The organism is Streptomyces sp. NPDC102278 (genome assembly GCF_044766345.1).
Classification (GTDB): Bacteria; Actinomycetota; Actinomycetes; order Streptomycetales; family Streptomycetaceae; genus Streptomyces.
In genome coordinates, this window is the sequence record NZ_JBIWLV010000011.1 from 165,115 (window position 1) to 178,910 (window position 13,796).

Genomic DNA, 13,796 nt, shown 5'->3' on the forward strand with positions numbered 1-13,796 from the left:
TCATGTTCGACATCACCAAGGTCCGGGCCGCCGGTGGCCGGGACCTGCTGACACCCGAGAACTCCGTCATGCTCTTCGTCGACCACCAGCCGCAGATGTTCTTCGGCGTCGGCAGCGGAGACCGCGCCGCGATCATCGACAGCACCGTCGGCCTCGCCAAGGCCGCCCGCGCCTTCGACGTCCCGGCCGTGCTGACGACGGTCGCCGCCGAGTCCTTCTCCGGCCCGATCCTGCCGCAACTCGCGGCCGTGTTCCCCGAGCAGGACGCCATCGACCGCACCTCCATGAACGCCTGGGAGGACGAGGCCCTCGTCGAGGCGGTCAAGGCGACCGGCCGCACGAAGATCATCCTGTCGGGGCTGTGGATCGAGGTCTGCCTGGTCCTGCCCGCGCTGTCCGCACTGGAGCAGGGATACGAGGTCTACGTGGTCTCCGACGCCTCCGGCGGCGTCAGCCCGGCCGCCCACGAGCACGCCCCGCAGCGCATGCTCGCCGCCGGCGCCGTACCCGTCACCTGGGTGCAGGTGCTGCTGGAGCTCCAGCGCGACTGGGCCCGCCAGGAGACGTACGGCGCCGTGATGGAGATCGTCAAGGAGCACGCCGGTGCCTACGGCCTCGGCGTCGTGTACGCACAGTCGGTCATCGACGAACACGCGTCGGGCTGAGCGGAGTTGGACACCGGTCTCCTGATCCTGCGCCTCCTGGCCGGCCTGCTCGTCGCCGGGCACGGGGTACAGAAGATCAGTTTCCGCCTCGGCGGGCACGGACTCGAAGGCGGGGCACGGGAGTTCCGCGGCGACGGCTTCCGCGGCGGCAACCTGACGGCGCTCGCCGCGGGCGCCGGCCAGATCGGCTCCGGGCTCCTGCTGGCCCTGGGGCTGCTCACCCCGCTCGCCGCCACCGGCGCCATCGGCGTCATGACGGTCGCGCTCACCGTGAAATGGCACAACGGGCTCTGGGTGCAGAACGACGGCTACGAATACCCCCTGGTCCTGATCGCGACGGCGGCCGCCCTGGCGGCCACCGGACCCGGCGCCTGGTCCCTGGACCGGGTGCTCGGGCTGACGCCGTACCCCCTGTGGTGGCTCGGCGTCGCCCTGGTCTCGGGCGTCGGCAGCGGACTGCTCACCCGGGTCGTCCTGCACACCGCCGCCCCCCGCCCGACGGGCGACGCGTGGCCGCAGGGCCACACCTGCGGCACACCATCCGACAGAGGAGAACACCATGCCTTTCATCAAGGTCGCCGAGGGCAACTCCGCCCCCGTCGAGCTGTACTACGAGGACCACGGCCGGGGACGGCCCGTCGTCCTGATCCACGGGTGGCCGCTGAACGGGGCGTCCTGGGAGCGGCAGACCGCCGCCCTGCTCGCCGCGGGCCACCGCGTGGTGACCTACGACCGGCGCGGCTTCGGCCGCTCCGACCAACCCTGCGGCGGTTACGACTACGACACCTTCGCGGCCGATCTGAACGAGGTCCTCACCGCACTCGACCTGCGCGACGCCGCCCTCGTCGGCTTCTCGATGGGCAGCGGCGAGGCGACCCGCTACCTCGGCACGTACGGCTCGGAGCGCATCGCCAAGGCCGTCGTGATCGGGGTCGTCCCGCCCTTCCTGCTCAAGACCGAGGACAACCCCGGCGGAGTCGACGCCGCCGTCTTCGAGGGCATCGAGGAGGCGATCGGGGCCGACCGCTTCGCCTTCCTGACCGCCTTCCTCGCCGACTTCTACAACGTGGACGCACTGGGCGGCGAGCGGATCAGCGAGGAGGCCGTGCGGGCGAGTTGGAACGTCGCCGTCGGCGCCTGCGCCAAGGGCACCCTCGACTGCGTCCGGGCCTGGCTGACGGACTTCCGCGCCGACCTGCCCCGCATCGACGTACCCACCCTGATCATCCACGGCGACGCCGACCGGACCCTGCCCATCGACGCCACCGCGATCCCGCTGTCGAAGGCGATCGCCGGCGCCGAACTGCGCGTCGTCGAGGGCGGCCCGCACGGCCTGACCTGGACCCACGCGGACGAGGTCAACACCGCGCTGCTCGCCTTCATCGGCTGACCGGACCCGCCCACCCGAACCGCGTACGGGAGCGCCGCCGACCCCTCTCGTGCGGCGCCCCCGCACGCCCCGCCCACGGCCCCGTACGGCGCCCGCCCCGCGCGCCCACCCGGTCGGGCCAATCACGCCACACGCCGGGCGGTCTCCCGGCTCGCAGTGGCCCCCGGTGTGATCCTGAACGCCGCGATCACCCAGGTCGCCCCCGGCCCCGCCCGAACCCCCGGCCCCGCCCGAACCCCCGGCCCCGCCCGAACCCTCCGACCTCCCGAAGGAGCACCGTCATGACCTACCGTCAGCCCGTACTGGAACCCGCCGCGCAGGCCTTCGCCAACGCCACCGCCCAGCCGCCGTTCCTCTACCAGATCCCGCCCGCCGACGGCCGCAAGGCCGTGGACGACGTACAGAACGGCGAAGGCGTCACCCTGCCCCCGGTCGACGAGGAGTGGATCACCGTCCCGGGCGGCCCCACCGGGGAGGTACGGACCCGGATCGTCCGCCCCCGGGGCCTCACCGGCCCCCTCCCCGTCATCCTCTACATCCACGGAGCCGGCTGGGTCTTCGGCAACGCGCACACCCACGACCGGCTGGTCCGCGAGCTCGCCGTCGGCGCCGGCGCGGCCGTCGTCTTCCCCGAGTACGACCTCTCGCCCGAGGCGCGCTACCCCGTCGCCATCGAGCAGAACTACGCCGTCGCCCAGTGGATCGGCCGCGAGGGGCGGGAGAAGGACCTCGACGGCACGCGCCTCGCCGTCGCCGGCGACTCGGTCGGCGGCAACATGAGCGCCGCCCTCACCCTCATGGCCAAGGAACGCGGCGACGTCACCGTCGTCCACCAGGTGCTGTTCTACCCGGTCACCGACGCCGCCTTCGACACCGAGTCGTACGAGCGGTTCGAGACGGGCTACTTCCTGCGCCGCGAGGCGATGCAGTGGTTCTGGGACCAGTACACGACCGACGAGGCCGACCGCGCCCGCATCACCGCCTCCCCGCTGCGCGCCTCCCTCGACGAACTCACCGGACTGCCCCCCGCCCTGATCGTCACCGCCGAGGCCGACGTCCTGCGCGACGAGGGCGAGGCGTACGCCGCCAAGCTGCGCGCCGCCGGCGTCCCGGTCACCGCCCTGCGCGTCCAGGGGACCATCCACGACTTCGTCATGCTGAACGCCCTCCGCGAGACCCGGGCGGCGGAACTCGCCATCAACCTCGCCGTCGACACCCTGCGCGAGGCCCTCGCGTGACGGCCGGCATGCCGGTCGCGGGCATAGCCCCGGCCCCCGACGGCCGGCAACCGGCCGCCGACCTGCTCGTGCGCAACGCCAAGGTGTTCACCGCGGACCCGGATCGCCCCGCGGCCCGGGGCGTGGCGATCCGCGACGGCCGGATCGTGGGCATCGGCGACGACCATGAGCTCGGGGGCCTGGTGGGCCCGGCGACCAGGGTGATCGACGCCCTGGGGTGCCGGGTCGTCCCCGGCCTGAACGACTCGCACCTGCACGTCATCCGGGGCGGTCTCAACTACGTGCTGGAACTGCGCTGGGACGGGGTGCGCTCCCTGCGCCACGCCCTGGCCATGCTCCGCGAGCAGGCCGGCCGGACCCCCAAGGGGCAGTGGATCCGGGTCGTCGGCGGCTGGACCGCGGAGCAGTTCGCCGAACGCCGCATGCCCACCGTGGCCGAGTTGAACGCCGCCGCGCCCGACACCCCCGTCTTCGTGCTCCACCTCTACCAGTCGGTCGGCCCTGATGAACCGCGCCGCGGTGCGGGCCGCCGGCTTCGACCGGAGCACCCCCGACCCGCGCGGCGGTCAGATCGTGCGCGGCAGGGACGGCGAGCCGAACGGGGTCCTCCTGGCGGCGCCGAGCGCCCTCGTCCTGTACTCCACCCTCGCCAAGGCACCCACCCTCGACGAGGCCGACAAGCGGACCTCCACCCGACACTTCCTGCGGGAACTCAACCGCTTCGGCCTGACCTCGGCGGTGGACGCGGCGGGCGGCTTCCAGAACTTCCCCGACAACTACGCCACCGTCACCGACCTGGCCCGCACGGGAGAGCTGTCCCTGCGGATCGCCTACCACCTCTTCCCGCAGACGGCCGGCCAGGAGATCGCCGACCTGACCCGCTGGACCGAGACGGTCAGGCCCGAGGGCGGCGACGAGTGGCTCCGCCTGAACGGCGCGGGCGAGAACCTGACCTGGGCGGCCGCCGACTTCGAGAACTTCTCCGAACCGGGGCCCGAACTCGCCGCCGACTGCGAGAACGAGTTCGAGACGGCCGTACGGCTCCTGCTGGAGAAGGGCTGGGGCTTGCGCCTCCACGCCACCTACGACGAGACGATCCGCCGCGACCTCGCCGTCTTCGAGAAGCTCGCTGCCGAAGGCCTGTTCCCCGGCGGTGGCCGCTGGCTCTTCGACCATGCCGAAACGGTCTCCGACGACAGCCTGGACCGCATCGCCGCCCTGGGCGGCGCCCTCTCCGTCCAGAACCGGATGTCCTTCCAGGGCGCCGCCTTCCTGGACCGGTACGGGCGCGAGGCCGCCTCCCGCACACCGCCGGTCCGCGCGATGCTGGACCGCGGCCTTACCGTCGCCGCCGGAACCGACGCCACGCGCGTGTCCTCGTACAACCCGTGGGTCTCGCCGCACTGGCTGGTGACGGGCCGCACCGTCGGCGGCACGTCGCTGTACCCGCCCGGGAACCTGGTCGACCGGGAGACCGCGCTGGCCCTCTACACCCGCGGCGGCGCCCGGCTCACCGGCGAGGAGGACGTGAAGGGCGTCCTCAAGGAGGGCTGTCTCGGTGACCTGGCCATCCTGACGCAGGACTACCTGAGCGTCCCCGAGGCCGCGATCCCCGACATCGAATCCGTCCTCACGGTCGTCGGCGGTCGGATCGTCTACGCGACGGCCGAGTACGAGGGACTCGACGAGCCCGTTCCACCGGTCAGCCCGCACTGGAGCCCGGTGGCCCACTTCGGCGGCTACCAGGCCCGTCCCGAAGGCGGGGCGAGCGGTGTGCGCCAGGCCGAGGCGATGGCGGAGGCCGCGGCGGAGTCCGAGCAACACCGGCTCTGGCGCGTCGCGCGCGGCGCGGCGCCCGCCGTGGCGCCGCCCGTCCTCGACGCCTGCTTCACACACTGATCGGCGCCGGCCCGCGTCACGCGCCGATCGGCCCAATGCGTCGATCGGCTGCACGCATCGAACAAGGGAAACCCACCACATGAGTACCGCCTTCGTTCCCGGCGAGGCCGGGGGCACTGAACCGGCGCCGCCCGGACGCCGGTTCGGACCGGACCTCAGGGCGATGACGCGGATCAACCTGCGGCCGATCGCCTCGCCCGTGCCGCTCGGCTTCTTCACCGTGGCCATCGCCTCCGTGATGACCGGCTGCCTCCAACTCGGCGTCTTCGAGACCGACGACCGCCGCGCCGTAGCCCTGTGCGTGCTGCCCGCCTTCACCCTGCAACTCGTGGTGAGCGTCCTCGCCTTCGGGGCCCGGGACGTGATCGCGGCCACGCTCATGGGGACCTTCGCGGGCAGCTGGCTCGCCTACGCCCTGGTCGTGGGCACCGGCGCGGCCGGCGGGCACCGGGTGCTCGGGGTGTTCAACCTCGCGTTCCTGTGCTTCGGGGCGCTGATGGCGGCCGTGACCCGGCCCAAACGGGCGCTGTGGCTGGTCCTGGTGGTGTCGCTGTCCCGCTGGGCGGCCACCGGCCCGGCCGGGCTGATCGGGGCCGACTGGCTCGGGTACACGGCGGGCGCCCTGGGGATCGCGGTGGCGCTCGTCGCCACGTACGCGGCCTTCGCGTTGATGATGGAGGACATGCGCAGCGAGGAGGTGCTCCCCATCGGCCGCAGCGGGCCCGCCCACACGGCCGTCGAGGGCGACCTCGCGGTGCAGCTGCGAAACCTCGAACGGCAGGCGGGCGTACGGCGCACGCTCTGAACGGCCACGCCCGCGCGACATCGCAGGTCAGCCGGGCCGCGGGCGGCGTCGCGCCCCCGCGGCCGGACGAGCGGACCCCGGGGGAGAGCGCGCCGGGCGGTACCCCTTGAAAGATCAAACTGGTGTCGGGTTAGCATATGAGCGCCGCCTAGCTCGAAAGATAAACCTGTGACTGTCAATGACGACTCGTTCACCAACTGGAAAAACCGCGAGGAGATCGCGGAATCGATGATCCCGATCATCGGGAAGCTGCACCGCGAGCGGGACGTGACCGTCCTGCTGCACAGCCGCTCCTTGGTGAACAAGTCGGTGGTCAGCATCCTCAAGACCCACCGATTCGCCCGTCAGATCGCCGGCGAGGAGCTCTCGGTCACCGAGACCCTGCCGTTCCTGGAGGCGCTCACCCCGCTCGACCTCGGCCCGTCCCAGATCGACATCGGGATGCTCGCCGCGACCTACAAGAGCGACACCCGGGGTCTCTCGGTGGGCGAGTTCACCGCCGAGTCCGTGGCCGGCGCCACCGGCGACAACAAGATCGAGTGCCGCGAGTCGCGTGACGTCGTCCTGTACGGCTTCGGCCGCATCGGCCGCCTCGTCGCCCGACTGCTGATCGAGAAGGCCGGTTCCGGCAACGGTCTGCGCCTGCGCGCCATCGTCGTCCGTCAGGGCGGCGAGCAGGACATCGTCAAGCGCGCCTCGCTGCTGCGCCGTGACTCCATCCACGGTCAGTTCCAGGGCACGATCACCGTCGACGAGGCGAACAGCAAGATCATCGCCAACGGCAACGAGATCAAGGTGATCTACGCCGCCGACCCGTCGGAGATCGACTACACGGCGTACGGCATCAAGGACGCCATCCTCATCGACAACACCGGCAAGTGGCGCGACCGCGAGGGCCTCTCCAAGCACCTCCGCCCCGGCATCGACAAGGTGGTCCTGACCGCGCCGGGCAAGGGCGACGTCCCGAACATCGTCCACGGCGTCAACCACGACACGATCAAGCCGGACGAGCAGATCCTGTCCTGCGCCTCCTGCACCACCAACGCGATCGTCCCGCCGCTCAAGGCGATGGCGGACGAGTACGGCGTCCTGCGGGGCCACGTGGAGACCGTCCACTCGTTCACCAACGACCAGAACCTGCTGGACAACTACCACCCGGCCGACCGTCGAGGCCGCTCCGCGCCGCTCAACATGGTCATCACCGAGACCGGCGCCGCCTCCGCCGTCGCCAAGGCGCTGCCCGAACTCAAGGCGCCGATCACCGGCAGCTCGATCCGCGTCCCGGTGCCGGACGTGTCGATCGCGATCCTCAGCCTGCGGCTCGGTCGCGAGACCACCCGCGAGGACGTCCTCGACTACCTGCGGAACGTGTCGCTGACCTCGCCGCTCAAGCGGCAGATCGACTTCACCACCGCCCCCGACGCGGTGTCGAGCGACTTCATCGGCTCGCGCCACGCCTCGATCGTCGACGCCGGCGCCACCAAGGTCGACGGTGACAACGCGATCCTGTACCTCTGGTACGACAACGAGTTCGGCTACTCCTGCCAGGTCATCCGTGTCGTCCAGCACGTCTCCGGGGTGGAGTACCCGACCTTCCCGGCCCCGGCGGTCTGATCCCGCCGCACGTGCGACCCGGTGTCCCGACGGGGCGACGGTGGGGCGCGGACCGATGCCGACGGCATCCGGTCCCCGGCCCCGCCGCCGCCCCGTCGGCATGTGCGGGGCCGGCGGTCGGGGCGGTCGTGAAGCCTCCCGCCTCCCACGCGCATCAGCCGGGCGCCGCTGGGAAGGACAACCCCATGACCGTTTCCGCGCCGCCGACCAGCCCGCACCCCCCGACCGCCCGATCCCGGACGGTACGCCGCCTCCCGGCGCGGGTCACGGCGGTCGGCGCGGCCGCCGTCCTGTGCCTGGTGGCGTCGGCCACCGGCGCCCAGGCGATCGTCCACGGGAAGGACTCCACCGAGGCGTATCCGTTCATGGCCTCGATCCCGATGACGCTGGACGAGGGCCCCGCCACCCTCGACGGGGTGTGCGGAGGCGCGCTGATCGCCCCCCAATGGGTGGTGACGGCCGCGCACTGCGCCCAGGACGTCGGGGCGACCCACCCGACCGGGACGGTACGGATCGGAAGCGACAAGCGGCACTCCGGGGGCACGGTCGCCAAGATCGTCCGAAAGGTGGTCCACCCGGGGTACGACGGCCTGGGCGAGAAGCGCTCCACCAACGACATCGCCCTCCTCGAACTGGACCGCCCCGTCCGGCAGAAGCCCGTCGCCATCGCCGACCACGGGCCCAAGGTGGGCGCCCCCACCCGGGTCATCGGCTTCGGAACCGTGGTCGACGCCCTGGACCCCGAACACTGGGTCTTCCCCGAACGTCTCCAGGAACTCGACACCCGCGGCCTCGCCACCGGCCACTGCGCGGAGATCAACGCGAAGAGCGAGCTGTGCACGGCCGCGCGCACCCCCCGGGCGATGGCCTGCTCCGGCGACTCCGGAGGCCCCCAGATCCAGCGCCTCGCCGGCCGCTGGCAGCTCGTCGGCGCCACCTCCGGGGACGGCGACCACGCCGCAGACCCGCACTGCGTCGGCGGCCCCGGGATCTGGACCTCCGTACCCGCGCACAAGGACTGGATCGCCAGGACGACCGCGGCGCACCACTGACCGCCTTGCGGGGTGCCGACCGACTCCTTCCGGTCACGGCACTAGGGAACGACTAGCGTCTTGCCGCGCGCCTCGCCCCGGTACATCCGGTCGATCGCGGCCGGGGCCTCGGAGAGGGGGCGGACGTGATGGATGGCCGGCGTCAGCTCGCCCGCCTCGACGTGCCGCCCGAGGACGTCGAGGTCGGCTCGGCGTTCGACGGCCATGAAGGGCTTCAGGTCGTGCCGGACGAAGGGGTTCAGCAGCGCGGCGCGCAGCACCCGGGCCATCGTGCCGATCCAGCGACCGCCGCCCTCGCCGCCGATGAGGACGAGCGTCCCCCGAGGGGTCAGGGCCCGTCGCAGGTGGGAGAGGCCGCGGTTGCCGGCGGTGTCGAGTATGAGGTGGTAGGCGCGGACGCCGTCGGCGAACTCCTCGCGGGTGTAGTCGATGACCTCGTCCGCGCCGAGCGAACGCACCAGTTCCGTCTTCGAGGTGCTGCACACCCCGGTGACGTGCGCGCCGTACGCCTTGGCCAATTGCACGGCGTACGTACCCACCCCGCCCGCCGCGCCGATGACCAGGACCCGCTGCCCCGGTCGGACGCGGCCCGCGTCACGAAGGGCCTGGAGCGCGGTGAGGCCCGAGACGGGGAGGGCGGCGGCGTGCTCAGGGGGGATGCCCGCGGGCACGGGAGCGATCTTGTCCTGCCGGGCGGTCGCGTACTGGGCGAACGAACCCTCGCACACGCCGAACACCTCGTCCCCCACCCGGAAGGCGCTCACCCCGTCACCGACGGCCTCGATCTTCCCGACCACCTCCCGGCCGCGCACGGGCACCTTGGGCCGCCGCAATCCGTAGCCCATCAGGCGCACGAGGTAGGGCCGGCCGGTCATGAGGTGCCAGACCCCGGCGTCCAGGGCGGCGGCCCGGACCGCGATCAACACCTCGCCGCCGCCCGGCGTGGGCGTTTCGACGTCCCGGAGCTCCAACACCTCGGTTGAGCCGTACCTGTCCTGTGCGATCGCCTTCACGGCGTCGTCCCTTCCTCGTCCGCGTACTGGAAGACCTGTTCGAGCGGGACCGCGAAGACGCGGGCGATCCGGAACGCCGTTTCCAGCGAGGGCGAGTAGCGGCCCTTCTCGATGGCGATGACGGTCTGCCGGGTCACGCCGACGCGTTCGGCCAGCTCCGCCTGCGTCATCTCCCCGTGCGCGAAGCGCAGGGTCCGGATCCGGTTCGTGATGCCGGTCGCCTTCACCACGACTGGAACCCCCACCGGTAGGCGGCGAGCTTCACGGTGGAACCGAGCAGCGCCGAGAGGACGAATCCCAGGTAGATCGCGTTGGAGATCCAGAAATGGTCCGCCTCGACCATCGACAGGGCCAGGGCGGCCACGGCGCCGATGACGAGGAAGGACTGCCCGGCGTGATCGCCGAGGCGGCCGATCTCCTTGTCCCGCTGGTCCTTGACGTCGGCCTCGCGGGGCGAGGCCAGCGCGACGGCGATGTTCAGGGCGATCGCGGCGGCGATCGCGCCCCCCACTGTCCACAGCAGGGGGGCCGCGTACGCGACCTCCGCGAGCGGCACGCCGTCGCCGGCCCGCCCCAGCACCACGGCCAGGTAGACGGCGTACCCGACGACGGCCACCACCGCCGCGATCCACGCGCGCTTCTCCTCGAAGGCCACGTCCGCACCCACTCCCGTGTAAAGCAACTTTGACACGAGGAATGTAAAATCATTCGTACACCATGTCAATTATTTCTTACATGGAACCTCGGGTGGGCTCGAACGGGCCGCCGGGACCGAAGACCAGCTCGCCGAAGCGTTCACCGATGCGGCGATGCCCCTCGGGGTCCGGGTGCAGGTCGTCGGGCAGCGGCAGTTCCGCGAAGTCCGCCTCGCCGTACAGCGCACGTCCGTCGAGGTGGTGAAGGTTCGGGTCCCCGGCCGCCCGCCGCGCGGTGATGCGGGCCAGCTCCGCTCGGATGACGGTCAGCGTCAGCCGTCCGGCCGCGACGTCCGCCGGGTCGCCCATCGCGCGGAAACGCAGCCTCTGCCCGTCGAACTCCGGCGCCAGGGGCCCCGGGGTGTCCTCCTGCAAGGGGCAGAGCACGGGGGAGACCACCAGCAGGGGCGTGCTCGGGTGCCCCTCGCGGATGGTGTCGAGGAAGCCGTGGACCGCCGGCGTGAAGGCGCGCAGCCGCATCAGGTCGGTGTTGACCAGATTGATGCCGATCTTGACGCTGATCAGGTCCGCGGCGGTGTCCCGCATGACGCGCGCGACGAACGGGTCGAGCAACGCGTTCCCGCCGAAGCCCAGGTTGATCAGCTCCACCCCGCCCCGGGCGGCGGCGAGCGCGGGCCAGGTCGAGCGGGGACGGTCGGCGTTGGAACCGTGGCTGATCGAACTGCCGTGGTGCAACCACACGCGGCGGCCGTCGGCGGATGCCGGCTCGACCGGCGCGTCGGCGCGCAGAGCGATCAACTCGGTCATCTCCGTGTGCGGCAGCCAGATCTCGACGTCCTTCATCGCCCCGGACAGTCCGGTGAACCGCGCGACGCCGGCCGGTCCCGCGGTGGTGACCGCGGTGCCGGTGGCCATGTCGACGGTGTGGACGTTCCCGCCGGCCACGGTCGCCCGGCCGGTGAGCTCCCCGTCCACGAGCAGGTCGTACACCCCGGCGGGCCGGGGCGGGGCGCCCCGGTAGGCCATCCGCGTGGGGACCGTCTCCAACTCCACGGCGGTGGCGCGGGTTCGGAAGGCGACGCGCACCCCGGAGGTCTGGGCCTCGGCCATCCCCAGGCCGGGATCGGGGAACTGCTCGCGGACCCAGGCGGGCAGCCGGTGCGGCAGGACGCCCCGGCCGGTGCGCTCCAGGTCGATGGCGCCGCGCACGAAAGCGGGCTCCACGGGGACGGTGATCCAGTCGGTCATGTCGGGTCCTCGGGTGTGGTCGGGCACGGCTCGCTGAAGGTCCGCGCGCCGCCATGATCGTGACGGCGCGCGGTGTCCAGCGTGCAACACCGCGCGCGCCACGGCCCGCCCCCGAGGGCCGGTACCAGCCGGCACCCGGCGGGGTCACGGAATGCGCGCCGTCCAATCCTCGGAGCCGAACTTGCCGGCCGCCAACTCCCGGGCCCGCGCCATCTCCTCGGGCGTGACCGAGCCTTCCGTCAAGCCGTGGCGGTCCCGGAAGGACTCGATCATCCGCCGCATCACCGCGTCCCTCGGCAGCCCGGTCTGGCGCCGCAACGGGTCCACCCGCTTGCGCGCGCTCTTCGTCCCCTTGTCCGACAGCTTCTCCCTGCCGATGCGGAGCACGTCGAGCATCTTGTCCGCGTCGATGTCGTAGGCCATGGTCACGTGGTGCAGGACCGCGCCGGCCGTCCCGGCCAGGCGCTTCTGCGCGGCGCCCGCGATCTTCCCCGACTCGGTGGCGATGTCGTTGAGGGGCTGGTACCAGGCCTTCACGCCCATGCCGTCCAGGGCCCCCAACACCCAGTCGTCGAGGTAGGCGTAGCTGTCGGCGAACGACAGCCCCCGCACCAGCGCGTCCGGCACGCTCAGGGAGTACGTGATGGTGTTGCCGGGCTCGATGAACATGGCGCCGCCGCCGCTGATCCGGCGCACCACCGTCATCCCGTGCTCCTCCAACGCCCGCGCGTCCACCTCGTTGCGCAGCGACTGGAAGCTTCCGATGACCACGGCGGGGGCGCCCCACTCCCACATCCGCAGCGTCGGCGGTCGCCGCCCGGCGGCGACCTCGGCCGTCAGCACCTCGTCCAGGGCCATGTGCAGGGCGGGGGACTGGGGGGCGTCGTGGATCAGCTGCCAGTCGTAGTCCGTCCAGTCGGTGGCGTGCGCCACCGCCCGTCGGACGGCGATGCCCACGGCCTCCGCCGTGAAGCCGAACATCACGGTGCCCGGCGGGAGCGCCGCCTCGACGCGGGCCGCCAGTTGCTCGGCGGTGGCGTCGGCCGGCGCGCCGTTCAGGGCGCGGTCGATGTCGAGGATGGCCTCGTCCGGTTCGAGGAAGAAGTCACCCGCGACCCGCACGTCGCGCAGCACCTCGCCGCGGTCCGCGGACTCGACGTCCAGGTCCACGACGACGAGCTTGCCGCCCGGCACCTTGTATTCACCGTGCACCGGTGGCCTCCCCTTGCTCCGCCTGCCGTCCGTCGACGGTCGTCATGACCGCAATTGCCATCAAACGGTATCGCGATCTTCTCCCAGGCGATCCGGGCGGTCCGGCCGGTCCGGGCGGCCCGGGTGCTCCGGGCGGCCCGGGTGGTCGAGGTGTTCCATGCGCGCCAGGCGTTCCAGCCGCGAGCGGGTCTCCTCGTCCAGCGGCACGTACGTCATCAGGCGCGGTCCCGCCGTCGGGCCCAACCACAGATTGGTCTGCTCGACGTGCAACAACCCCACGTGCCGGTTGCGGATGTACTTGGACTTGCCGCCGAGGCCGACCACCTCGTGCCGCGCCCAGATCTCCCGGAACTCCGCCGAGGCCGCGTCCAACCGGGCGAGCAGCGTCTTCCAGGCCGGCTCGGCCAGGTGCTCCGCCATCGACGCCCGGAACTTGGCCGCCATCACCCGGTTCACGTCCGGGACGTCGACCATGGCCGCCCGCCACTGCGGATCGGTGAACGCCAGCCACATGCAGTTCCGGTCCTCGGGCGGCAGGTTGTCCAGATCGCACAGCAGCCGCCCGTAGGTCGCGTTGTAGGCGAGGATGTCGTACCGGCTGTTCTGGACGCACGCCGGGATGGGCCCCAACTGGTCGAGCATCGCCCTCAGCGCCGGCGTCACGCTCGGGCAGGGGGTGTGCGGCGCCGGATCGAGGCTGCCGGCCAGCGAGAAGAGGTGGGCGCGCTCGGTGGGGTCCAGCAGCAGGGCGCGCGCCACGGCGTCCAACACCTGCGGCGACACCTGGATCTCCCGGGCCTGCTCCAACCACGTGTACCAGGTGACGCCGACCGCCGACAGCTGGGCCACCTCCTCGCGACGCAGCCCGGGGGTACGCCGGCGCCGCCCCGGCGGCAGCCCCACCTGCTCGGGCGTGATCCGCTCCCGCCGGCTGCGCAGGAACTCGGCCAGCTCGTGCCGGCGGACGTCGCTCTCGGGGGCCACAGTGGTCATGCCTCCAGAGT

At 72.2% G+C, this 13,796-nt stretch carries 12 protein-coding genes and 2 pseudogenes; 8 read left to right on the plus strand and 6 right to left on the minus strand.

Features of this window, described 5'->3' with window-relative positions:
* The first annotated feature begins 2 nt into the window (after positions 1-2).
* The 8 genes and pseudogenes from ACIRO3_RS25420 (at position 3) to ACIRO3_RS25455 (ending at position 8,663) form a co-directional block, all read left to right on the plus strand.
* Positions 3-665, plus strand: a complete 663-nt coding sequence (locus ACIRO3_RS25420) for a hydrolase (protein WP_404140634.1) — start codon at positions 3-5, stop codon at positions 663-665.
* Between the two features lie 6 nt (positions 666-671).
* A pseudogene (locus ACIRO3_RS25425) lies at positions 672-920 on the plus strand (DoxX family membrane protein); the annotation flags it as partial.
* A 304-nt stretch (positions 921-1,224) separates the two neighbouring features.
* Positions 1,225-2,055 carry an alpha/beta fold hydrolase gene (locus ACIRO3_RS25430; RefSeq protein WP_404140637.1) on the plus strand — a complete coding sequence of 277 codons (831 nt, stop codon included), beginning with the start codon at positions 1,225-1,227 and terminating at the stop codon, positions 2,053-2,055.
* Positions 2,056-2,336: 281 nt separating this feature from the next.
* Complete coding sequence (locus ACIRO3_RS25435; RefSeq protein WP_361771839.1) at positions 2,337-3,293, plus strand: alpha/beta hydrolase; 957 nt, start codon at positions 2,337-2,339, stop codon at positions 3,291-3,293.
* An 8-nt stretch (positions 3,294-3,301) separates the two neighbouring features.
* A pseudogene (locus ACIRO3_RS25440) lies at positions 3,302-5,192 on the plus strand (amidohydrolase).
* Between the two features lie 79 nt (positions 5,193-5,271).
* Positions 5,272-5,997 carry a GPR1/FUN34/YaaH family transporter gene (locus ACIRO3_RS25445; RefSeq protein ID WP_404140640.1) on the plus strand — a complete coding sequence of 242 codons (726 nt, stop codon included), beginning with the start codon at positions 5,272-5,274 and terminating at the stop codon, positions 5,995-5,997.
* A gap of 168 nt (positions 5,998-6,165) precedes the next feature.
* Positions 6,166-7,611: a glyceraldehyde-3-phosphate dehydrogenase gene (locus ACIRO3_RS25450; protein ID WP_361771837.1), complete on the plus strand. Its 1,446-nt coding sequence runs from the start codon at positions 6,166-6,168 to the stop codon at positions 7,609-7,611.
* Between the two features lie 185 nt (positions 7,612-7,796).
* Complete coding sequence (locus ACIRO3_RS25455; RefSeq protein ID WP_404140643.1) at positions 7,797-8,663, plus strand: S1 family peptidase; 867 nt, start codon at positions 7,797-7,799, stop codon at positions 8,661-8,663.
* 41 nt (positions 8,664-8,704) lie between these two features.
* Here ACIRO3_RS25455 and ACIRO3_RS25460 read toward each other — a convergent pair whose 3' ends face one another.
* From ACIRO3_RS25460 to ACIRO3_RS25485, 6 genes are all read right to left on the minus strand, one after another.
* The gene (locus tag ACIRO3_RS25460; RefSeq protein WP_404140646.1) at positions 8,705-9,676 is read right to left on the minus strand and encodes an NAD(P)-dependent alcohol dehydrogenase; all 972 of its coding nucleotides are present in this window, start codon (positions 9,674-9,676) and stop codon (positions 8,705-8,707) included.
* A complete protein-coding gene (locus tag ACIRO3_RS25465; protein WP_404140800.1) occupies positions 9,673-9,846 on the minus strand; it encodes a helix-turn-helix transcriptional regulator in 174 nt (57 codons plus the stop codon). Before ACIRO3_RS25465 ends, ACIRO3_RS25460 begins: the two co-directional genes overlap by 4 nt.
* 53 nt (positions 9,847-9,899) lie before the next feature.
* A complete protein-coding gene (locus tag ACIRO3_RS25470) occupies positions 9,900-10,367 on the minus strand; it encodes a hypothetical protein (protein ID WP_404140649.1) in 468 nt (155 codons plus the stop codon).
* A gap of 40 nt (positions 10,368-10,407) precedes the next feature.
* Positions 10,408-11,580 carry a GDSL-type esterase/lipase family protein gene (locus ACIRO3_RS25475; protein ID WP_404140652.1) on the minus strand — a complete coding sequence of 391 codons (1,173 nt, stop codon included), beginning with the start codon at positions 11,578-11,580 and terminating at the stop codon, positions 10,408-10,410.
* Between the two features lie 144 nt (positions 11,581-11,724).
* Positions 11,725-12,792: a biotin/lipoate A/B protein ligase family protein gene (locus ACIRO3_RS25480; protein WP_404140655.1), complete on the minus strand. Its 1,068-nt coding sequence runs from the start codon at positions 12,790-12,792 to the stop codon at positions 11,725-11,727.
* A gap of 60 nt (positions 12,793-12,852) precedes the next feature.
* Complete coding sequence (locus ACIRO3_RS25485; RefSeq protein ID WP_404140658.1) at positions 12,853-13,785, minus strand: helix-turn-helix transcriptional regulator; 933 nt, start codon at positions 13,783-13,785, stop codon at positions 12,853-12,855.
* Positions 13,786-13,796 lie beyond the last annotated feature (11 nt).

Coding starts and splice junctions, on each gene's coding strand:
- ACIRO3_RS25475 (WP_404140652.1), bottom strand. CDS start 11,580: ATGACCGACTGGATCACCGTCCCCGTGGAGCCCGCTTTCGTGCGCGGC.
- ACIRO3_RS25465 (WP_404140800.1), bottom strand. CDS start 9,846: ATGACGCAGGCGGAGCTGGCCGAACGCGTCGGCGTGACCCGGCAGACC.
- ACIRO3_RS25430 (WP_404140637.1), top strand. CDS start 1,225: ATGCCTTTCATCAAGGTCGCCGAGGGCAACTCCGCCCCCGTCGAGCTG.
- ACIRO3_RS25420 (WP_404140634.1), top strand. CDS start 3: ATGTTCGACATCACCAAGGTCCGGGCCGCCGGTGGCCGGGACCTGCTG.
- ACIRO3_RS25435 (WP_361771839.1), top strand. CDS start 2,337: ATGACCTACCGTCAGCCCGTACTGGAACCCGCCGCGCAGGCCTTCGCC.
- ACIRO3_RS25485 (WP_404140658.1), bottom strand. CDS start 13,785: ATGACCACTGTGGCCCCCGAGAGCGACGTCCGCCGGCACGAGCTGGCC.
- ACIRO3_RS25445 (WP_404140640.1), top strand. CDS start 5,272: ATGAGTACCGCCTTCGTTCCCGGCGAGGCCGGGGGCACTGAACCGGCG.
- ACIRO3_RS25455 (WP_404140643.1), top strand. CDS start 7,797: ATGACCGTTTCCGCGCCGCCGACCAGCCCGCACCCCCCGACCGCCCGA.